The following is a 20,785-nucleotide window of genomic DNA, read 5'->3' on the forward strand; positions in this document are numbered from 1 at the left end:
TACAGATAATAAATGTCATCTAATCATTACAGGTTAGATGACATTTTGAAATTATCACAAATAATGATTTTAAAAAGGAAGATATAACAATGGCAGACAGAAGTTATCCTATGACAGCTGAAGGTAAGAAGAAGCTGGAAGAAGAATTAGAAAATTTAAAGAAGGTTAAACGTCCAGAAGTTATCAATCGTATCAAGATTGCTAGAAGTTTCGGTGACCTTTCAGAAAATTCAGAATACACATCTGCAAAAGATGAACAAAGTGTAGTCGAATCAAGAATTTCTCAAATTATTGAAATGCTTCAATATGCTAACGTTATCGATGCTGATGATGTAGCTCATGATGAAGTTTCAATCGGTAAGAAAGTTACTGTTCAAGAAGATGGTGAAGAACCTGACGTTTATACAATCGTTGGTGCTGCCGAATCAGATCCTGACAGTGGCAAGATTTCAAATGATTCACCAATTGCTAAGGCTTTGTTAGGTAAGCATACAGGTGACGTAGTTACTGTTGAAACACCTGTAGGTAGTTATGAAGTTACTGTAAAAGCCGTTGAAGTTGCTTAATGAATACGTTTTCTGATATGTTTATCTTAGAAAAAAATTGAGGTGGACGTAATGGAAATTAAGCTAACGGATGAAGCAGTCAAATGGTTTGAAGAAGAGTTGGATTTAGTACCCGGTGATGGTGTACATTTTTATGGTAAGGTCTATGGAAAGACTATGGTTCATGATGGTTTTTCAATTGCTATGCGCAAAGAAAAGCCAGTTGATCCTGTAGCCAGTACTGTAGTCGATGGTGTGATCTACTACATTACTGACAGTGATACTTGGTTTTTTGCCAGATATGACTTATTAGTAGAGTATGATCCAGACCTCGATGGGCCTAAGTATATTTTTAAATCGAATGAATAATTGTTCGTTTTTTGAAGGATGAATATGAGAAGAATACTGGATATAATAAAGAAAAGAACAGGTAGTCAAGCGAAGTCTACTATTCCATTTCGTCTAAACCTGCTTTTTTTTATTGTCTTTGTGCTATTCGCAATGTTGGTCGCACAGCTTGCTTATTTGCAAATCGTTTATGGTGGCAAGTTTGAAGCTGAAGTTGATCGAACAGATAAGACAGTAATGACAGGCAGTGTACCACGTGGAATGATCTATGATTCAAAAGGTAGACTTTTGGTTGGTAATTCAACGCACAATGCCATCACTTATACGAAGAGTGGTAGTGTTAGTTCGTCTGATATTTACACGATTGTCAACAGATTGACTAAATATATTACTGTTGAACCAAGCAATTTAACTAGTCGTGATAAAGCTGATTATATTTTGGCAGCTCCAAATAAATCGAAGCAAGTTATTAAACAAATGCCAAAATCATATCGTGTCGATAGTAATGGGGATGCTTTGTCTAGCAATAAAGTTTATGCTAACGAAGTTAAATATGTTGAAAAACAGGGTATTCATTTGAATGATAAAGATACGCAACGTGCTTCTTTATTCAAAACAATGAGTTCTGCATATTCGCTTTCGACTGTCTTTTTGAAAGACAAGAATTTGAGTGCTAAAGAAATCGCTCAAGTTAGTGAGCATTTAACAGAACTACCAGGGGTAAGTATTGGTAGTAATTGGGAACGTGATTATCCACAAGGTAAATCAATTGCCAGTATCATTGGTGGCGTATCGACTGAACAACAAGGTATTCCAGACGATGAATTGAATACGATGCTTGCTAGTGGATATTCACGAAATGACCGTGTAGGTACTAGTTATTTGGAAAAGAGTTATGAATCGATCCTTTCTGGTACTAAGAGTCAAAAACAAGTTCAAATTGGTTCGAACAATCAAATTAAGAAGAGTACAACTTTGTACAAAGGTCAAAAGGGTGGCAATCTTAATTTGACAATCGATTCCAAGTTCCAAAAGAAGGTTCAAGCTGCTCTTGAAGAACAATACAGTGCTGCACAAGCTGCTGGGATCACGCAATATTCTGATGGTGCTTATGTAGTAGCAATGAATCCTAAGACTGGTGCTATTTTGGCAATGGCTGGGATTCGTAACAATCCACAAACTGGTAAAACATCTGAAGATGCTTTGGGTGTAATCAACCGTACTTTCGTAATGGGGTCTGCTGTCAAAGGGGCTACTGTTTTAGGTGCGATGATGGATGGCGTCATCTCTCCAAGCAATAATACTCAAGCTGATAATCCAATTTATTTACCTGGTACGCCAGTTAAGAAATCAGTTTATCCAGCTGGAACTTTCAGTAGTTTGAGTGCTATTCAAGCTCTACAATTTTCATCCAATATTTACATGATGAATTTGGCTTTGAAAGAGGCTCATGCTTCCTACGTGCCAAATAAATCTATTTCGATGAATGATGATATTTTTGATAAGTTACGTGGCTACTTCAATCAATTTGGTTTAGGTGTCAAGACCGGGATCGATATTTCTGGTGAAACGACTGGTATCGAAGGTGCTACTCACAATAGTGATGGCAAGTTGAAGACTGGTTCTGCACTGGATTTGTCCTACGGAAACTACGATGCTTATACATTGATTGAAATGGCTCAATATATTTCAACCATTGCTAACGGTGGTTATCGTCTGAAACCTTACGTTGTTCAATCAATTCAAAAGACTAAAGACGACGGAACTAAGGGTGCTTTGACTTCAGTTACTAAGCCTTCAGTTTTGAATAAGGTCGGCGTAACAGAGGATGAATTAAATGTCGTTAAAAAAGGTATGTATGCAGCTGTTCACGGTAGTGGTTATTGGACAACTGCTACACGTCTAAAGGATCTTTCACCGGCAGTAGCCGCTAAGACTGGTACAGCTCAGTCATTCTACTACAACCCTGATAATCCTTCTTCTGATCCTCCAGAAACAATTACTACTAGTTTGGTCAGTTTTGGACCTTATGAAGATCCAAATATTGCAATGGCAATTGTCTTCCCTAATTTAACTAGTGAAAGCGGAAGTTATCCACAATTACTTGCAAAACAAATTTATACCGACTATTATAAAATGACGGGTCAGAAATAATCTGAATTTAACCTTTTAAAATACCGGAAAAAATGATATATTTAATTAGTTGAATTTAGTTAAGTATTTATGAAAGGATGTTCCAAAGATGAGAGTTAATATAACAATGGAATGTACTTCATGCCATGAACGTACATATCTAACAAGCAAGAGCAAACGTAACAATCCCGATCGTCTTGAACTTAAGAAATATTGTCCACGCGAACGTACTGTTACATTGCATCGTGAAACAAAATAAACAACAGGTTAAAATCCCTGTTGTTTTTTTTTCTAAGGAGTGATCATTAATTGGATAAAGTAAGTTTCAGAAAAAAGCAAATTGATCTTGTGAGCGATTTTATGAAGTCTGATAAGGCTCAAAAAGAAATCAACAACCTTTATTTTCAATTATTTAATGATTTAGATTTTCAAAATGCACCTTCAGTTGGAATTACTATGAGTACTAACGATGAAATTCCAACTTTTCCAATTATCAATCAATGTTTTGAAATGGGAAAAGAAGTGTATATTCCAAAGACTTTTTCTGACTATTCAATGTCTTTTGTTAAGTACACTCAAGATACTGAATTAGTTGAGTCAGCTTTTGGCGTCAGAGAACCTAAAGATTATGAAAATAACGTGATGAATCCACCTGATCTTTTGATTGTTCCTGGATTAGCTTACTCCCAAGATAAGAATCGTTTGGGATTTGGATCGGGCTCTTTTGACAGATATCTAGCCAAATTTCCAACGAAGACCATTTCCTTAGCATTGACTAGCCAATATTATCAAGCACCACTTTGGCCAGTTTATGTGCTCGATAAGCAAATCGATAAGATCATCGTTGCAAAGGATGAACAAAATGCAGATAATCAATCGGCGCGCTAACGCCTACGTAACTTGGTCTTTATTAGCAATAACCGTTGCAGTTTTCTTGCTAGAAACAATCAGTGGTGGTTCACAGAATTTATTAACTTTGATTCATTTTGGAGCCAAAACTAATTATTTAGTACAAGAAGGTCAATGGTGGCGCTTAATAACACCAATATTTTTACACATTGGTATCTTCCATATTCTGATGAATGGGTTTACACTATTATATGTCGGTCAAATACTTGAACCGATGATAGGCCATTGGCGGTTTTTGATAGTTTACATGCTGAGTGGAATTATGGGTAATTTAGCTAGTTTTGCTTTTGGCGCTAATAATGCCATTTCTGCAGGAGCTAGTACTTCATTATTCGGAATGTTCGCCGCATTCTTGTCATTAGCAATAATTTATCGTGAAAATCGTTTTTTGACAGAATTAGGGAAGAGTTTTCTAGGTTTGATCGTCATTAATTTACTGATGGATCTAACCATGTCGGGAATTGATATCTGGGGACACATTGGTGGTGCCGTTGGGGGACTGCTTTTGGGATATGCTTTGGGATTGCCAAACATTTCTCGTCCAAAGATGATTTTTCGGATTTTAGCAATAGTAGTAGTTGTTGCAATTTCTTATTATATGTATGCAAAGGGTATGATCGTTTATGGATAATAAGATGAGCTTTACGACCCTCTATGATGTACAGCAGTTACTCAAGCGCTTCGGTACCTTTGTCCACCTTGGCAAAAGATTGTGGGACATCGAATTGATGTTTATTGAGGTTAAACGGTTGTACAAAGATGGATTGATCGACAAAAAGACTTTTATTAGTGCTCAATTGGTCTTAAAACGGGAGCATAGAAAAGAAGAAGAAAAGGACAGATCAAAGTGACAGACAAAAAGTTAATCGGTGTTGACCTTGGTGGTACAACAATTAAATTTGCTATTCTTACTGATAAAGGTGAGATTCAACAAAAATGGAGTATTGAAACAAATATTCTATCTGATGGACAATTGATTATTCCTGACATTATTGATTCAATTAATCATCATATCGATATGTATGATATGAGTGTTGACCAATTCGACGGTATCGGATTAGGTTCACCTGGTACAATCAATCATGAAAAGGGCACAATCAAAGGTGCTTTTAACCTTAACTGGACTAATGAAGTTTATCCAGTACGTGATATTGAAAAGGGAACTGGCCTACCAGTTGTCATTGAAAATGATGCTAACGTTGCTGCTCTTGGTGAAAGATGGCAAGGTGCTGGTAACAATGCTGACGATGTTGTCTTTGTAACACTTGGAACAGGTGTTGGTGGTGGTATCATTGCTAACGGTAAGTTGATTCAAGGACAAAACGGTGCTGCCGGTGAAATTGGTCACGTAACAGTTGATCCTAATGGCTTCATGTGTACTTGTGGTAAGAAAGGTTGTCTAGAAACAATCGCTTCAGCTACTGGTATCGTACGTGTTGCTAGAGACCGTGCATCAGAATATGCTGGAAGTTCAGAATTGAAGGCTATGCTTGATGATGGTCAAGATATCTCTGCTAAGGATGTATTCGATCTAGCTAAGAAAGATGATGACTTAGCTATGATGGTTGTCGATTATGTTTGTGACTCACTTGGATTTGTTCTAGGTAACATTGCTAATACCTTGAATCCTAAGTTTGTTGTTATCGGTGGTGGCGTTTCAGCTGCTGGTGATTTCTTACTCAACAAAGTTGATAAAGCTATGCGTAAAAACGAATTTGCTACAATCAAGGATTCAACTGAACTAAGACTAGCTAGTCTTGGTAATGGTGCTGGTGTTATCGGTGCTGCTTCATTGATTAAAGTTGATTAGGAGTTTGTATTAATGCAAGTTTTGAATGCCGTTTTATACGTTATTGTAATCGGCTTTTTGATTTATTGGGTTGGTTCATGGCTCTACTTTTGGTTCAAAGGTAGACAAATGCACGGTGCAATTGATCAAAAGACCTTTGAGGAAACGATGAGAAAAGCTCAAATTGTTGATTTAAGAGAGAAAAATGCTTTTGATGCCAAACACATCTTGGGTGCTAGAAGTCTTCCATATACGCAATTAAAGTACAATGAAGGCGAACTAAGACCTGATCTTCCTGTTTATCTTTATGGAGATAACAAGAATATGTGTGTGCGTGCAGCTCTTAAACTGCAAAAGAAGTGGGGCTTTACCGATGTTAAATGGTTAGAAGACCGTTTTTCTGATTGGGAAGGAAAAACAAAGAAGACCACAAAAATATAAAAAAATGCTGTGCAGAAAAAATCTGACACAGCATTTTTTAGTATAATGTTTTTAAGTTTAGCCTTGGTGTGCTTGTAAGCTCTTACGGTTAGCACGTCTGCGGTTAGCTTCAATACGTTCGTTTTCTTGGTTTTCTGGTTCGATAACCTTCTTCTTGAAAGCATGCAATGCTCCATAAACTGCTGTAGCTGTTGTTAGTGAACCAACAAGGAAGCCTTTAACAAAACGTAAGTGTTTTTGATTTTTTGCCATAATACATTCCTCCTGTCTTTAATTCTCATTATGGCGTATTTCCTTTAAAATATCTATAAAAGACTGTCTAAGAGAGGTAATTTTTTGATAAAAGTAGTTGCAATAGTAGGACCAACCGCCGTTGGCAAGAGTGCCTTAGGGTTAAAATTGGCCCAAAAATTCAATGGTGAGATCATTTCGGGTGATTCGATGCAAATCTATAAGAAGCTTGATATCGGAACAGCCAAGGATACTCCAGAAGAATTACAGGCTGTTCCACATCACTTAGTAGATATTTGTGATGCTAGTGAACGTTATACGGTCAAAGATTTCCAACAAAAAGCTCGTCAAATTATCACCGATTTATCTAAAGAACAGAAATTACCTTTAGTCGTTGGTGGGACAGGTTTTTATTTGAGTTCTTTGGTCAACAACTTGAATTTGGGTGGCAAATCTGACAGTGATCCAAGTTTGCGTAAACAATTGATGACGATCGAACAAGCTGGTGGCATTGATCAATTGCAAAAGATGTTACAAACAATTGATCCAAAAGCTTTCGAAAAAATTGACATCGATAATTCACGTCGCTTGATCAGGGCAATTGAAGTCATGAAAACGACTGGTAAATCAATCACAGAACAAAACAATGGTGAAAAGTGGGCTGATTTTTATTTGGTAGGATTAACGGATGAACGCCAGAAATTATATGGACGAATCAACCAGCGTGTCGATATGATGGCTCAGAATGGCTTAATTGACGAAGCTAAGTACGTTTATGACCATCGTGATGAATTCCCCCAAGCTAGCAAAGGAATTGGCTACAAGGAGTTATATCCCTATTTTGACGGTACGGCTGATTTAGAAACTTGTCTATCAGAGATCAAAAAGAACTCACGTCATTTTGCTAAGCGTCAATTTACGTATTTCCGTAATCAAATGGATGTGGATTGGTATAATATTAGTGATGATAACAATTATCAAGAAATAATTGAAAAAAATATCGTTAATTTTATGGAGGGGTAAAATGACTAAATGGAATGCTGCATTTCCAGATAAATTAAAAGAGGTCATCAAAGAAGTTGACCAACAAATTGCACCAAAATTAGCAGAAATAGACGAACAAGTTTTGGACAATCAAAACAAAGTTTTAGCTGCTTTTCGAGAAGAAAATATCGATGAGAGTAGTTTGTTAGGAACGACAGGTTACGGGGATGATGATCGTGGACGAGACCAACTAGAAGCAGTTTATGCGGATGTCTTCAAAACAGAAGCTGCTTTGGTTCGTCCGCAATTTGTTTCTGGAACGCATACTTTAGCAACGGCCTTGTTTGGCATGCTACGTCCTGGAGACAACCTTTTATACGTGACTGGGGAACCTTATGATACGATGCAAGAAGTCATCGGAATTGCTGGTAACAAGCGTGGTTCTTTGATCGACTATCAAATTGGTTTTGATTCTGTCAAAATGGACGGAGATAAAGTTGATTTTGACTTGATGAAGCAAAAAATCGAGGAACAAAATCCTAAGGTCATTGCCATTCAAAGATCTCGTGGCTATTCGACTCGTAAGAGCTTGACGGTTAAAGAAATTGCTGAAATCATCAAGCAGATAAAAACTGTCAGTGATGCGATAATCTTTGTCGACAACTGTTATGGTGAATTTTCAGAAACTATCGAACCAACAGAAGTTGGAGCCGATTTGATGGCCGGTTCATTGATTAAAAATGCTGGTGGTGGTCTAGCAAAGGTCGGAGGCTACATCGTTGGTAAAAAGGATTTAGTAGAATTAGCCAGCTATCGTTTAACCGCTCCTGGTATTGGTGCCTCAGAAGGTGCTACGATCGATCGTCAGTCAGAGATGTTCCAAGGCTTTTTCTTAGCTCCAAGAGTAACCGGCAATGCTATCAAAGGTGCTATTTTTGAAGCAGCTATTTTTGAAAAACTCGGTCTGAACGTTTCTCCTAAATGGAATGATGATCGAACTGACTTGATTCAAACAATCGAATTCAATGATCCTGATAAGATGGTTCATTTTGCCAAACTCGTCCAACAATTTTCACCAATCGATTCAAATGTTTCTCCAGAACCTAGTGCGATGTCTGGTTATGAGGATCAAGTCGTTATGGCTGCCGGAACGTTTGTCTCTGGCGCTAGTGTTGAATTTTCAGCTGATGGACCAATGAGACCACCATATATTATTTATATTCAAGGTGGTTTGACTTATGAGCACGTCAAAATTGCCATCAGTAATGCATGTAAAGAATTATTCTTCTAAAATTTAAAGTCTGACCGGATTGGTCGGGCTTTTTTGTTTTTATGAAACAATTTAGAAGAAAATATCCCAAAATGAGCTTAATTCCGAACATTGTTAAAGAATTATCAGATTTGACGATAAAGGATAGACCATTTTCTTATTATTAGGAAATGTTGATTTTTTATGCCAGAAAGAGATGCTAATATTACATTTTTATGACAAATACTTAATAGACTAGTTAAAAGAAAAAATTAATTAGGTTTAACTAAAATATTGCTTAAGATTTAGAATTGATAAATTTAGTCTAAATATCATGAGAAACAAAAAATATCTGACCGAACTATTCTCTAAATAAAAAATAAAATAGTTTGTTTCTATTGATTTTTTTTTAAAAGCGAGTATGATGAGTAATCAAATGATAGGAGGTAAGCAATATGAGATATAAAGTAACACTTGATACTAAGCGTCAATTGTTTACCGTATTTGATAAGAAAAACACTCGGGTTTCTGCATGCGGTAAGTCAATTGAAGAAGCTATGAATAAATTGTTGAGAATGAGCGCATAAAATTTTACAAATGTTAGATTTAGAATACAGTTAGTTTACACTTGTTCTAAATCGTAGATATGCGTATGAAGAGATGTTATATTTAACTAGCAACGAAAGTTGCAATCTATCCTCAACGATAACTAAAAGAGACCTTTTCCTTGTAATTTGGAAAGGGTCTTATTTTTTGTCTTTTTAAGGGATAAAAAAATAACTCATGCCGTCAAATTAGACGATCATGAGTTATTTTAATTCTAAGATAGAAAAAATGTCACAGGTGAGATTCGAACTCACGACCTACGGTTTAGAAGACCGTTGCTCTATCCAACTGAGCCACTGTGACATCACTCGTACTATTATAGAGAAAAGGATTTGATTATGCAATATTAAATGTGAAATTTTTTAATTAAAAATTTACTTGCAGACAACAAAAAAATCGCCAGATTACTCTAGCGATTTAACGGTATGTCACAGGTGAGATTCGAACTCACGACCTACGGTTTAGAAGACCGTTGCTCTATCCAACTGAGCCACTGTGACAGCACATTTATTATTATAGATAAAGCACTTGCTTTATGTCAATCTAATTTTTGATATAAATTAAAAAAATTCTTAATTTGGGCAAAATAAAAGGTTCACTTAAACGTTTAAGTGAACCATCCCTATAAATAATTTACTGATTGACATTACTTTCCATAGATAAAAGGCTTGTTTTCGGCCTCTAATTCACACAATACCTCACGATCTTGTGTAGAAACCTCAGTTCTTTCGGCTTTAAATAATGATTTGATCCATACTATCAATTTCATGATTGTCATCTCCGAAAATAATGCAGCTTTTAATGTCATCAGCATCTGGACAGAACACGACAGATAAGGCTTCCTTCTCCCTTATCTATTACGAATTATATCAGAATTATTACAATTGACATAAAAATAAGTCTTATTTCAGTAAAAATAATTTTATTTTTCAAATGTAAAGGTATACATTTTTTAAAAATGATTATTTAGGGTTCAACTAATTCTTTACGACGGTTTTCGATGATATTTTGCAGTTCTTCGAGGTCTTCAAGAGTTGACTTTTTTCTAATAAAACTACGTGCTGATGAGCGCATGGCGATATAATTTGCGCGTTCACGATGATTTCTGTGCCATTTTTCGTTAGCACGTTTTTGTGCATCTGTTAATACCATTTATATCTCTCCCTTAAAAACATATCTTTGAAATTATATACAAGGTTATTTAAGTAAACAAGGAAAATCGTGAATAATTTCATATAACTTTCTTGTAAAAATGGTTACATGAAATTCTTGTACAATACTGATATTAGTTTAGAATGATAATTAAATTGATATATTGTTCATTGGGGGTCTATTTTTTATGAAGAAGATTATGAAAACTACCACAGGGACATATCACGGAATTATGGATCATGAACATCTTGATTTCTTAGGAGTTCCGTTTGGATATGGTCGTCGATTTAAACGCGCTGAAGAATTTTCTATGTCAAAATTTGGACCAAATGAAATTGATAAAGTTCATTATGCAGTGCATCATGGTGTGCAACCGATGCAAAAAGATGCATTGAACCAAAATAGTAAAATTAATTTTGGCGAGAATTGTTTGAATCTTGATATTTGTACCCCTGATGTAGAAGGAAAGTACCCGATTGTCATCGAGTTTTATGGCGGTGGCTTTTTAAAGGGAGGAAATTATACTAAACAGATGTCGTGGCTAGATCACCAGTCAGTTGTCCATGTAGTGCCAAATTATCGTTTAGGTTTGTTTGGCTGGGGCAAAGTTGAAGGTGGAGATGTTAACGTCGGCTTGTCAGATCAGTTGATGGCAATTCAATGGGTCTTGGACAATGCTGCAAGTTTTGGTGGCGACGTCAAAAATGTTACGTTAGTCGGCATTTCAGCTGGAGCTAAGTCGATTTCAGCTTTGATGGCATCTAATGCGACTGTATTGGATCGAATTCAAAAGGTTATTTTATTTTCTGGTGGCGTACAAACAATTCGTGATATGGCAACAGCTAAGAAAGTAACCGAAATGATCTGCCGTGATAGTGAAATCAAATCAACAAAAGATCTATTTAATTTAACCGATGATGGCTTGCAAATTGTTCAAGAGCATTTATTAGATAAACATGTGGCAACGAACTGGTTTGGTCCTGTGATCGATGATGATTTGATTTCTTCAAACTGGCAAGAACAGTTGCTACGCAGAGTTAAGAGAACCAATTTTAAGACGATTATCTCGGCTGGAAGTAACGAGTTAGAAAATTATAAGTCCATGAATATCAATCATTTGGAAAATGACGTTTTTCCTGATTTGTTCGACAAGAATGTTGAAGCGTTGAGGACTGCGCTATTAAATGACCAGTATTCGAAAAATGATTTCGTTCAAATGCTTGGGGATGCTATGTATACTTTGCCAGCTAGACGTTTGGCTGAATTGCTAGCACAAGAAAATGATGCTGAAGTCTACTGCAACTATGTCAAAGTAGCAGATGGGCAACACGGTGGCATATTGCAGTATTTAAATACGCCAGTTGAAGAATTAAATATCGATTATCGTAAAAATCAACGGCATTTCTTGAATCTTTTGTTTGAGTTCATCAATGAGGGTAAGCCTTACGATGAAGCAATTAAGTATGAATGGCCTTTATTTGATGATGACCGTTTGGTGTTAGAATTAGACCCTGATGACTTGAAGAGTGTTTCGGTTATTAGTCGTAGAATTCCTAAAGATTTACCTTGGCAATCATATTTACTATAAAAAAATAAATGCTGACAAATAAACGTTTGTAGATAAGAATAAAAAAATATTCTTGCAAACAATAACCTTTAACTTTACAATAAAGTCGTTGTGCTTAAACATTAGGCATTTTTTGTGATGCCAAGATTTTAGAGGTGGACGAATTTTGAAAAGAAAGTTTGCATTTTTTGTAACGATTGCTTTCATTCTAATAGATGTTTTAGCTGCATTTTTAACTCAACAAGCAATTATTAGTAATATGATGGGTATTCTGATCGGAATTGGTCTAATCGTTGCCCTCATTTTAATAACAAGACTCTTGACGAAGATGGATTTCAAACGGGGAAAGTTAGTTTTTGTAGCTGTTTTCTTCTTCATCGTTTTAGGACGCTTGTTTATGACAGTTGCTTAGAAAAATAGAAATTGATTGGGGATTGTGTTTAAGCACAGTCCTTTTTTAGTATAATAATGTCATTATTTAATAAAGGGGTTCTCCGTGATGTCCAATCGTTCATGGAAAAAGATCATTTTAGGTCTAATATTTTTAGTTCTAAGCATTTTTTATACTGTACTGTTCTTTAATAAAGCTAGCTTTGGAGAAACGATGACGTTTAATATTGCACATTTAAAAAGCCTTTCTAATGTGTTTGTTTCGCCAATCAATTTTGACTTTTGGAATCATTCCGGTAGTCAAATTAATCTGTTCAGTCCATGGCTGACGATATTGACCGGGTGGTTGTTCGTACAATTTAACATAGCTTATGGGTTTAGTGTCTATCTGACAATAATCACCTTTTTCACTCTTGTCAGTGCGTATTTTTTCATGAATAAATTTCACAAGGACACGTTTGAAGCACTTTTGTTTGCTATCAGTTATACTTTTTCGCTAAATCGACTTTTTCTAGTCTTTTTCAATCAGAGGCTAGAAAATTACTTAGCTTTGATATTTATACCAATGGTTTATTTTGGAGCTCATCAGTTCTTTACTAATCGATCTTGGAAGTATTTGCTCTGGGGCGAGGCGTTAATAGTTTGGACGTCGCCGTATTTGGCTGTGGCTGTGGCAATGACTTTGATTGTGGCATTTATTTTAATGCCATTTTGTCGTGTTAGTCATTCGTGGAAGTATCTGCGAAGTATATCGATTAATTCCCTTAAAGTGATTATTCTAGGGATATTAACGACGATTGGTTTTATTGGTCCAATCTTTATGAGATTAAATTCAAAGTGGCAACAAGATCCGATGAAAAACTTCGATTATCTAGGCTGGTTTACTAAATTACAATTGCCACAAATGCAGTGGTATTTGTTAATAGCAATGAGTGGGTTATTATTGTTACTAATTTTGATGATTTTTTTGCAGAGTTCTTTTGCATACAAAGTCATTATTTTAGAAATGATTCCAATCGTGTGTTTATTGATACTCCAACCAAGACTTTTCCAAATAGATATCAGTCGTTTGATTTTTGCCTTTCAAAGTATTTTTGATTTCTTTTTAATTATGGTTTTGTGTCGAATGATTTTACTAGTCTTTCAGGAAAGTCCCGCGGTATTAAGATTATTGATCTTGCTTGTTTCAATTGGTGGGCTAGGCTATGTCAATTACAGTCAAGTGAAAACTAATACGTCTGAACAGACGCTTAAAATGGCCGATTCTATTGACTACGAAAAATTTGCCTTGAATTATCACGATGCCGCCCAAAATTCGAACAATAAATTTTTGATCGATGGTAAACCAGAAAGAATCTCTTACTATACTAAGGGGGCTGATTACTGGGTTCAGTACATCAATCCGCAAACGACAAAAATCGACATACCAATTCAATATTCGTCTAATTATCAAATTCAAATCAACAATGAAACCGTGACGCCAAAGAAATCGGCTCAAAATACGGTTCAGCTCAAGACTAATCCGGGTAAGAGTATTATTGAAATTCATTCTCATTATGGTTGGTTGAATCTTAGTTTTCTATTGATCAATTTATTTGGATTTATACTGATGATTTATTTCAGCTTGCAAAACATTCCTCTGAAAAATAAAAAAAATCCTGAGAATAGTTGAAAAAGCAAGTGAAATTTGCTATATTTTATAAGTTGCAATCACTATTGCATCTACAACCGCTCAAAATTAGGTTTAAGCTTAGTGCACCTAGTTGGCGAGTCTTAGAAGGGAGTGTACGTTTATGTACGCAATTATTAAAACTGGTGGTAAGCAATATAAAGTTGAAGAAAACTCTTCAATTTATGTTGAAAAGCTTGATGTCAAAGAAGGAGACGCAGTTACATTTGATGATGTAATCTTAGTTTCTGATGGCAAGACTGTTAAAGTTGGTAGCCCTGTAGTTGAAGGCGCTAGTGTTTCTGGTAAGGTTGAAAAGCAAGGTAAGGAAAAGAAAGTTGTTACTTACAAGTACAAACCTAAGAAGCATTCACATACAAAGACAGGTCACCGTCAACCATATACAAAGGTACTTATCGATAGTATCAAGGCTTAATCATGATTAAAGCTAGTTTTCACCAGAACTCAGATAAACAGATCGATTCTTTTCTAATCAAAGGACATGCTGATTCGGGACCTTATGGTCAAGATTTAGTCTGTGCTGCTGTTTCAGCGGTGACGATCGGTACGATCAATAATCTGGAAAAACTCACTGGGGCTAAGCCTCAAGTGGTCATGGATGAGGTAAATGGCGGCCATCTAGGTTGTCAATTTGACGAAGCAATATCACACGATACTGCCTTGTTATTGGATAACTTGTTTTGGACTCTTAAAGACGTCGAAGGAAGTTACGCCAAAAACATTGAAGTTTCAGTACAAAAAAATAAAATAGATCTTGATTAGGAGGTAAACTTCATGCTTAAGATGAATTTACAATTTTTCTCTCACCACAAGGGTGGTGGATCAACAAGTAACGGCCGTGACTCTGCTGGTCGTAGACTAGGTGCTAAGCGTGCTGATGGCCAAGCTATCACAGCTGGCTCAATTATTTACAGACAACGTGGTACAAAGATTCACCCAGGTGCTAATGTTGGTCGCAGTGGCGATGACACATTGTTCGCACTTACAGATGGCGTTGTTAAGTACGAAAGACTTGGCAAAGACAGAAGAAAAGTTTCAGTATATTAATATATTGATGAAAAAAGAGGACAATGTTCCTCTTTTTTTTATATAATAAGTATGAGTTATTGCCATTAACACCGAAATATTGGTAAGATATTGTATGGTGCTTTATCGGTAAAATTTTACGAATCAAGGGAGAAACAAATGTCAATTTCAGTAAATGATTTTAAAAACGGTTTAACAATTGAAGTAAAAGATGGTATCTGGCGTGTTATCGAATTCCAACACGTTAAGCCAGGTAAGGGTAGTGCTTTCGTACGTTCAAAGTTAAAGAACTTGAGAACAGGTGCTGTTCAAGAAATGACTTTCAGATCAACTGCTAAAGTTGAAAAAGCCAACATCGAAAACAAGAAGATGCAATATCTTTACGCTGAAGGCGATAACTACGTGTTCATGGATACAACAACTTATGAACAACTATCACTTCCAGGCGATGAAATCAGAGACGAATTGAAGTATTTGAAAGAAAACATGGAAGTCAGCGTTGTAATGTATGGTGGCGAAACACTTGGAGTTGAATTGCCTAATACAGTTGACCTAAAGGTTGTTGAAACAGAAGCTTCAATCAAGGGTGATACACAATCAGGTGGTTCAAAACCAGCTACAATGGAAACAGGTGTTGTTGTGCAAGTACCATTCTTCGTTAACGAAGGCGATATGCTAACAATTAACACACAAGACGGTACTTACATTTCACGTGCCTAATTAATAATTGATTATGGAGATAAGTTTATGGCTGAACAAAAATATGTTTCTCTACAACAAGATAGTGGAAAAATAAACGGCAATGTTGAAATATCACATCAAGTTATTGAGATCCTTTTAGGAATTGCTACAAACCAGGTTGAGGGTGTTTACGAAATGCGTGGCACTATTTCAAGCCGAATCGATTCACTCTTTGGTAGAATCAACCATGGTAAGGGAGTTGATGTGTCGTTTGCAGATAATCAAGTGTCTGCTGATGTCTATGTTTATTTAGAATATGGCGTATCGATCCCTAAAGTATCCTTAGAGATCCAAAAATCAGCCATTGAACAACTCGAATTCATGACCGATTTAGACTTAAGTGAAATTAACGTACATGTTGTCGGATTAATCGCTAAGAAAGAAACAGGCGATATCGAACGTGTAACAACGGATAAAAAGGAATAAAACTAGTGATAAGTAGACATAAGATCAGAGAACTCGCAGTTCAATCACTATTTTCCATTGAAACTACTAAGGACACTCCAGAAGACGCTATCGCATCTACCATGCAACTATGTGATTTGACGACTGAAGCAGTGCCAGATTATTTGACATTCTTGGTTTCAGGAACAAATGAACATCAAGAAGAACTTGATGAAAAAATTGCTAAATATTTGAAGAATAAATGGACAGTTCAACGTTTGTCCAGAATTGATCGTGCAATTTTACGCGTTGGGTTATTTGAAATGGAAAACAGTTTGGAAGTACCAAGGAAGGTAGCTATTGATGAAGCAATTCAAATGGCTGGCGACTTTGGCGATAAGGACTCAAAGTCCTTCATAAATGGAATTTTATCTAATTTTGTAGAAGGGTAAAGGCTGATAAATTTATCAGCCTTTTTATGGTGATTAGTATGAAATTATTAGAAGGTAAAAAAGTAGCACAAGCTTTGGATGAAACAATGACTAAGCGAGTTGAAGAATTAAAGAAGAAAGGCGTAACTCCTGGATTGGCCGTTATTTTAGTCGGTGACAATTCAGCTAGTGCTGTCTATGTTCGCAACAAGAAACGCCGTGCCGAAAAACTTGGAATCGATTTTCAATTGATTCATTTCGATGCAACTGTAACAGAAGATGAACTTTTGCAAAAAATCGATGAATTGAATCATGACGAAAAAGTTGATGGATTTATCGTTCAATTGCCGGTTCCTGATCATATCGATGAGGATAAGGTTATTGAAGCTATTGATCCAAGAAAAGATGTTGATGGATTCACTCCTATCAGTGTTGGAAATCTTTGGATCGGAACACCTTTAACTAAACCAGCAACTGCTTCAGGAATTTTGATGATGCTTGACCATTACAACGTTGACTTAGACGGTAAAAACGTCGTTATCGTTGGTCGTAGCAATATTGTTGGAAAACCAACAGCTGCTTTGATGTTGGATCGTAATGCCACTGTAACGATCACTCATTCGCATACTAAGAACCTAAAAGAAATAACAAGTAAGGCTGATGTGCTAGTTGTAGCCATTGGAAAAGCCAAATTTATCACTAAAGAATATGTCAAAGACCAAGCAATCGTCGTTGATGTTGGAATGGATCGTGATGAAAATGGCAAGCTTTGTGGGGATGTCGATTTTGATGACGTCAAACAAAAGGCTGCTATGATGACTCCAGTTCCCGGTGGTGTTGGTCCAATGACAATCACGGCCTTGGTAGACCAAGTGATTGAATTAGCCGAAGGCAGGGCAAATGGATAATGAGCAATATTTAACAGTTACCGCTTTAAGCCAATATTTGAAGAGAAAATTTGACGTGGACCCTTATTTGGGACACGTCTATTTGATGGGGGAAATTTCTAATTTTCGTTTGAGACCAGCTCATCAGTATTTTTCTTTAAAAGATGACAAAGCTAAGATTTCAGCGATAATGTTTAAAAGTAATTTTGAAAAAGTTAAATTTAAACCTGAAGAAGGTATGAAGGTTCTCGTTCAAGGTCGAATCTCTTTATATGAACCAGCTGGTTCTTATCAAATATATGTCGATACGATGGAGCCTGCCGGATTGGGAGCTTTGTACGTAGCTTTTGAGCAATTGAAGAAAAAGCTTTCGCAACAAGGTGTCTTTGATTTGCCCAAAAAGCCAATTCCTCAGTTCCCTAAGCGAATTGCGGTGGTTACTAGTGAATCTGGTGCGGTTATCCATGATATTATGACTACCGTTGCTAGAAGATTCCCAATCGTTCAACTAGTTTTGTACCCAGCTCAAGTTCAAGGTGATGGAGCAGCAGAAACGATTGTTGAGCAATTGAGACGCATCAATGAAGATGGTAACTTTGATACGATCATTATTGGTCGCGGTGGTGGTTCAATTGAAGATTTGTGGCCTTTTAATGAAGAAATCGTGGCGCAAGCAATCGTTCAAAGCCAAATACCAGTAATCAGTTCAGTGGGACATGAAACGGATACGACGATTGCTGATTTAGTTGCCGATTTACGAGCAGCGACTCCAACGGCAGCGGCTGAATTAGCGACTCCTGTTTTGAGTGAAACGTTGCAACATTTACAAGACTTGCATACAAGACTTTATAGCGCTCAAAACAACTTGATTGCTCAATACCAAGACCGGGTCCAAAATTTGTCTCAGAACGTATTTTTGCAGCATCCGGAACGAATCTATGAGGTATATCTCCAAAAGGTCGATGGTCTAGAAAATAGATTGTCGCAAAACTTGGCTAATTCGTTAAATCGTTCAAAGACTGAATTGATCCAATATGCTAATCGATTAGTTAGGGTTTCGCCCCGTGATCAAATTTATAGTTATAACAATCAAGTCAACCGTCAGTATCAAATTTTGATCAACAATATCAATAAAATCATTAATAAAAATCGTAATGTATTTAATAGTCAAGTAGCTACTTTAGATTCATTGAGTCCTTTAAAGACTTTGAGTCGTGGATTCGCTATTCCAACGAATCAAAAAGGCAGGGTATTGACTAAAGCATCTGATTATCAAGTTGATCAAACGGTGAATTTGAGAGTTAGAGATGGTAATGTTAAATTAATAACCAAAGAAATAAGCGAGGATAATAATGGCTGAAGAAAAGAAAACATTTGAAGAAAATTTGGCGGATCTAGAAGAAATCGTCAAAAACCTTGAAACTGGGAATGTTCCATTGGAAGAAGCCATGGAAAAATTCAAAAAGGGTGTTACTTTGAGTAAAGAACTCGAAAAGACCCTCAGTGATGCTGAAGAAACAGTTACTAAGATCATGACTAAAGACGGTCAAGAAGTTAATATGAAAAATGATCAAAGTAAGGACGAGTAGTTATGGAAATTAAAAAGTTTTCTGATTTTTGTGAACAAGTTTTACCAGATTTTAATCAATTTTTAAATGATCGACTAAACTCTGAAATCAAACAAGAAACTTTAAAACAGGCCATGCTCTATTCTGTCAATGCTGGTGGCAAACGGGTTCGTCCAATGCTATTTTTGGCAGTCGCTTATTCATCTGGAGTTAAATTAAAGGACTTACCAAAGTATTTTGATATCGCTGGTGCTATCGAATTAGTACATACTTATTCCTTGATTCACGATGATTTGCCAGAAATGGATGATAGTGATTATCGTCGTGGCAAATTATCTAACCATAAGAAATTCGGTGTTGGCCCAGCAGTTTTAGCCGGGGATGGTTTGTTAACGCAAGCCTTTTATTGGATTGCCAAATCTAGTTTAAATACTGACAAAAGAATGGCTGCAGTGAGAATCCTTTCGCACAATGCTGGTCCGATGGGTATGGTTGCCGGTCAAATGACTGACATAACTATGGAAGATAAAGTTCTGTCAGAAAGTGAATTGACAACTTTGCACAAGGAAAAGACAGCCGACTTATTGATGGCAGCTATTACCATGGGAGCCTTTTGTGCTGATCATGAGTTGTCTAAGAATTTAGTTTTGTATGCTCAAGATGTTGGTCTAGCTTTTCAGTTGAAAGACGACTTAGATGACTGTGGCGATGACGAAGATGCCGACAAGAATACTTTTCCTAACTTGATTGGTAAGAAGGCAACCGAAACTAAGTTGAATGAGTTGGTTAAGGAAGCTTTCAATGCAGTTTTAAAGGAAGACAAATTCGATAAAAACTTACTAGTAAGCTTTTTGGATTATTTTAAAGAATAGGTGACAAATATTGGCAAAAAAAAGAATTGATGTTTTATTAGTTGAACAAAATTTATTCGAATCTCGTGAACAGGCGAAACGTTCAGTCATGGCTGGAGAAGTTTACAACCAAGATAATTTACGTTTTGATAAACCAGGTGAAAAAGTCGATCCAGATACAGTTTTTCATTTGGCTAAAAATGCTCACTCCAAGTATGTCAGCCGTGGTGGCTACAAGTTGGAGAAGGCTTTGAAGTCATTTGATATCGACTTGTCTGATCGTATCTGCTTGGATATTGGTTCATCAACTGGTGGCTTTACTGATGTAGCTTTGCAAAATGGTGCTACTAAAGTTTATGCCTTGGATGTTGGTTACAATCAATTAGCCTGGAAATTGCGTAAGGACGAACGTGTTGTCGTTATGGAACGAGTTAATTTCCGTTACAGCAAACCAGAAGACTTTCACGAAGGTTTGCCACAATTTGCGATGACTGATGTCTCATTTATTTCTTTGGAATTAATTTTGCCACCAATGTTTAATATTATTTTGCCTGGTGCCGATGCAGTTTGCTTAATTAAACCTCAGTTTGAAGCTGGTCCAGAAAATGTAGGAAAGCACGGTATCGTCAGGGATCACAAGGTTCATCAAATGGTACTAGAGAAGATTATTAATTTTGCTAAAAATACTGGCTTTATCGTTTCTGGATTGGACTTTTCGCCAATCAAGGGTGGCGAAGGTAATATTGAATTTTTGATGCACATTCAAAAGCCTAAAGAAGCACAAGATGGTGAAATTTTGGACACTGTTTCAGTAGAGAAAACCATGGAAGCAGCATACTCAAATCTAAACAAATAGGTGAAAT

General features: G+C 36.4%; 29 protein-coding genes, 2 tRNA genes and 1 other annotated feature. Of the genes, 26 read left to right on the top strand and 5 right to left on the bottom strand.

Annotated features, from left to right (window positions below):
• The first annotated feature begins 89 nt into the window (after positions 1–89).
• The 9 genes from greA to LF20184_RS05275 all read left to right on the top strand — a co-directional run bounded on the left by greA (position 90) and on the right by LF20184_RS05275 (position 6,165).
• Positions 90–566 carry a transcription elongation factor GreA gene (gene greA, locus LF20184_RS05235; RefSeq protein ID WP_010019379.1) on the top strand — a complete coding sequence of 159 codons (477 nt, stop codon included), beginning with the start codon at positions 90–92 and terminating at the stop codon, positions 564–566.
• A 51-nt stretch (positions 567–617) separates the two neighbouring features.
• Positions 618–914: a HesB/YadR/YfhF family protein gene (locus LF20184_RS05240; RefSeq protein WP_010019380.1), complete on the top strand. Its 297-nt coding sequence runs from the start codon at positions 618–620 to the stop codon at positions 912–914.
• Between the two features lie 36 nt (positions 915–950).
• Positions 951–3,047 carry a peptidoglycan D,D-transpeptidase FtsI family protein gene (locus tag LF20184_RS05245; protein ID WP_418236081.1) on the top strand — a complete coding sequence of 699 codons (2,097 nt, stop codon included), beginning with the start codon at positions 951–953 and terminating at the stop codon, positions 3,045–3,047.
• A gap of 88 nt (positions 3,048–3,135) precedes the next feature.
• The gene (gene rpmG, locus LF20184_RS05250; RefSeq protein ID WP_010019383.1) at positions 3,136–3,285 is read left to right on the top strand and encodes a 50S ribosomal protein L33; all 150 of its coding nucleotides are present in this window, start codon (positions 3,136–3,138) and stop codon (positions 3,283–3,285) included.
• A gap of 50 nt (positions 3,286–3,335) precedes the next feature.
• Positions 3,336–3,914: a 5-formyltetrahydrofolate cyclo-ligase gene (locus LF20184_RS05255; RefSeq protein WP_010019385.1), complete on the top strand. Its 579-nt coding sequence runs from the start codon at positions 3,336–3,338 to the stop codon at positions 3,912–3,914.
• Positions 3,889–4,566: a rhomboid family intramembrane serine protease gene (locus LF20184_RS05260; RefSeq protein WP_010019386.1), complete on the top strand. Its 678-nt coding sequence runs from the start codon at positions 3,889–3,891 to the stop codon at positions 4,564–4,566. The genes LF20184_RS05255 and LF20184_RS05260 overlap by 26 nt, the downstream gene beginning before the upstream one ends.
• Positions 4,559–4,786, top strand: a complete 228-nt coding sequence (locus LF20184_RS05265) for a YqgQ family protein (protein ID WP_010019387.1) — start codon at positions 4,559–4,561, stop codon at positions 4,784–4,786. Before LF20184_RS05260 ends, LF20184_RS05265 begins: the two co-directional genes overlap by 8 nt.
• Positions 4,783–5,745 carry an ROK family glucokinase gene (locus LF20184_RS05270; protein WP_010019388.1) on the top strand — a complete coding sequence of 321 codons (963 nt, stop codon included), beginning with the start codon at positions 4,783–4,785 and terminating at the stop codon, positions 5,743–5,745. The genes LF20184_RS05265 and LF20184_RS05270 overlap by 4 nt, the downstream gene beginning before the upstream one ends.
• A gap of 21 nt (positions 5,746–5,766) precedes the next feature.
• Positions 5,767–6,165: a rhodanese-like domain-containing protein gene (locus LF20184_RS05275; protein ID WP_099240582.1), complete on the top strand. Its 399-nt coding sequence runs from the start codon at positions 5,767–5,769 to the stop codon at positions 6,163–6,165.
• A gap of 57 nt (positions 6,166–6,222) precedes the next feature.
• Here LF20184_RS05275 and LF20184_RS05280 read toward each other — a convergent pair whose 3' ends face one another.
• On the bottom strand, positions 6,223–6,417 hold the full coding sequence (locus LF20184_RS05280; protein WP_010019390.1) for a DUF3042 family protein: 195 nt from the start codon (positions 6,415–6,417) through the stop codon (positions 6,223–6,225).
• Positions 6,418–6,501: 84 nt separating this feature from the next.
• Between LF20184_RS05280 and miaA the strand changes: the two genes are divergently transcribed.
• The 3 genes from miaA (at position 6,502) to LF20184_RS13040 (ending at position 9,216) form a co-directional block, all read left to right on the top strand.
• A complete protein-coding gene (miaA, locus tag LF20184_RS05285; protein ID WP_010019392.1) occupies positions 6,502–7,419 on the top strand; it encodes a tRNA (adenosine(37)-N6)-dimethylallyltransferase MiaA in 918 nt (305 codons plus the stop codon).
• Between the two features lies 1 nt (position 7,420).
• Entirely contained in the window at positions 7,421–8,671 is a 1,251-nt protein-coding gene (locus LF20184_RS05290; protein WP_010019393.1) for a methionine gamma-lyase family protein, read from the top strand.
• Positions 8,672–9,084: 413 nt separating this feature from the next.
• On the top strand, positions 9,085–9,216 hold the full coding sequence (locus LF20184_RS13040; RefSeq protein ID WP_010019394.1) for a hypothetical protein: 132 nt from the start codon (positions 9,085–9,087) through the stop codon (positions 9,214–9,216).
• A gap of 248 nt (positions 9,217–9,464) precedes the next feature.
• On the opposite strand, the gene LF20184_RS05295 is transcribed toward LF20184_RS13040, so the two are convergent.
• From LF20184_RS05295 to LF20184_RS05305, 4 genes are all read right to left on the bottom strand, one after another.
• A tRNA-Arg gene (locus tag LF20184_RS05295) sits at positions 9,465–9,538 on the bottom strand.
• Between the two features lie 123 nt (positions 9,539–9,661).
• Positions 9,662–9,735, bottom strand: a tRNA-Arg gene (locus LF20184_RS05300).
• Between the two features lie 146 nt (positions 9,736–9,881).
• Positions 9,882–10,004, bottom strand: a complete 123-nt coding sequence (locus tag LF20184_RS13045; RefSeq protein ID WP_010019395.1) for a hypothetical protein — start codon at positions 10,002–10,004, stop codon at positions 9,882–9,884.
• Between the two features lie 197 nt (positions 10,005–10,201).
• Positions 10,202–10,387, bottom strand: coding sequence for a hypothetical protein (locus tag LF20184_RS05305; RefSeq protein ID WP_010019396.1), 186 nt, complete (start codon positions 10,385–10,387; stop codon positions 10,202–10,204).
• Between the two features lie 187 nt (positions 10,388–10,574).
• Between LF20184_RS05305 and LF20184_RS05310 the strand changes: the two genes are divergently transcribed.
• The 14 genes from LF20184_RS05310 to LF20184_RS05375 all read left to right on the top strand — a co-directional run bounded on the left by LF20184_RS05310 (position 10,575) and on the right by LF20184_RS05375 (position 20,778).
• Positions 10,575–11,975: a carboxylesterase family protein gene (locus LF20184_RS05310; RefSeq protein WP_010019397.1), complete on the top strand. Its 1,401-nt coding sequence runs from the start codon at positions 10,575–10,577 to the stop codon at positions 11,973–11,975.
• A gap of 145 nt (positions 11,976–12,120) precedes the next feature.
• Positions 12,121–12,366, top strand: a complete 246-nt coding sequence (locus tag LF20184_RS05315; protein ID WP_010019398.1) for a hypothetical protein — start codon at positions 12,121–12,123, stop codon at positions 12,364–12,366.
• 543 nt (positions 12,367–12,909) lie between these two features.
• A complete protein-coding gene (locus tag LF20184_RS05320) occupies positions 12,910–14,016 on the top strand; it encodes a hypothetical protein (protein ID WP_133278265.1) in 1,107 nt (368 codons plus the stop codon).
• 44 nt (positions 14,017–14,060) lie between these two features.
• Positions 14,061–14,128: a sequence feature (ribosomal protein L21 leader region), on the top strand.
• A 9-nt stretch (positions 14,129–14,137) separates the two neighbouring features.
• Positions 14,138–14,449, top strand: a complete 312-nt coding sequence (gene rplU / locus LF20184_RS05325; protein WP_010019400.1) for a 50S ribosomal protein L21 — start codon at positions 14,138–14,140, stop codon at positions 14,447–14,449.
• A 2-nt stretch (positions 14,450–14,451) separates the two neighbouring features.
• Positions 14,452–14,796: a ribosomal-processing cysteine protease Prp gene (locus tag LF20184_RS05330; RefSeq protein ID WP_056945147.1), complete on the top strand. Its 345-nt coding sequence runs from the start codon at positions 14,452–14,454 to the stop codon at positions 14,794–14,796.
• A 12-nt stretch (positions 14,797–14,808) separates the two neighbouring features.
• Complete coding sequence (gene rpmA / locus LF20184_RS05335) at positions 14,809–15,081, top strand: 50S ribosomal protein L27 (protein WP_010019405.1); 273 nt, start codon at positions 14,809–14,811, stop codon at positions 15,079–15,081.
• 138 nt (positions 15,082–15,219) lie between these two features.
• A complete protein-coding gene (efp, locus tag LF20184_RS05340; protein WP_010019406.1) occupies positions 15,220–15,780 on the top strand; it encodes an elongation factor P in 561 nt (186 codons plus the stop codon).
• A 27-nt stretch (positions 15,781–15,807) separates the two neighbouring features.
• Positions 15,808–16,227, top strand: coding sequence for an Asp23/Gls24 family envelope stress response protein (locus tag LF20184_RS05345; protein ID WP_010019407.1), 420 nt, complete (start codon positions 15,808–15,810; stop codon positions 16,225–16,227).
• 5 nt (positions 16,228–16,232) lie between these two features.
• Complete coding sequence (gene nusB / locus LF20184_RS05350) at positions 16,233–16,637, top strand: transcription antitermination factor NusB (RefSeq protein WP_010019408.1); 405 nt, start codon at positions 16,233–16,235, stop codon at positions 16,635–16,637.
• Between the two features lie 38 nt (positions 16,638–16,675).
• Positions 16,676–17,524 (top strand): bifunctional 5,10-methylenetetrahydrofolate dehydrogenase/5,10-methenyltetrahydrofolate cyclohydrolase, encoded by an 849-nt coding sequence (locus tag LF20184_RS05355; RefSeq protein ID WP_010019409.1) that lies wholly within the window; start codon positions 16,676–16,678, stop codon positions 17,522–17,524.
• Positions 17,517–18,863 (top strand): exodeoxyribonuclease VII large subunit, encoded by a 1,347-nt coding sequence (gene xseA / locus LF20184_RS05360; RefSeq protein WP_010019410.1) that lies wholly within the window; start codon positions 17,517–17,519, stop codon positions 18,861–18,863. The genes LF20184_RS05355 and xseA overlap by 8 nt, the downstream gene beginning before the upstream one ends.
• Positions 18,856–19,092 (top strand): exodeoxyribonuclease VII small subunit, encoded by a 237-nt coding sequence (locus tag LF20184_RS05365; RefSeq protein ID WP_010019411.1) that lies wholly within the window; start codon positions 18,856–18,858, stop codon positions 19,090–19,092. Before xseA ends, LF20184_RS05365 begins: the two co-directional genes overlap by 8 nt.
• 2 nt (positions 19,093–19,094) lie before the next feature.
• Entirely contained in the window at positions 19,095–19,943 is an 849-nt protein-coding gene (locus tag LF20184_RS05370; RefSeq protein WP_010019413.1) for a polyprenyl synthetase family protein, read from the top strand.
• A gap of 10 nt (positions 19,944–19,953) precedes the next feature.
• Positions 19,954–20,778: a TlyA family RNA methyltransferase gene (locus tag LF20184_RS05375; protein WP_010019414.1), complete on the top strand. Its 825-nt coding sequence runs from the start codon at positions 19,954–19,956 to the stop codon at positions 20,776–20,778.
• Positions 20,779–20,785 lie beyond the last annotated feature (7 nt).

It is taken from the genome of Companilactobacillus farciminis KCTC 3681 = DSM 20184, from assembly GCF_002706745.1.
Classification (GTDB): domain Bacteria; phylum Bacillota; class Bacilli; order Lactobacillales; family Lactobacillaceae; genus Companilactobacillus; species Companilactobacillus farciminis.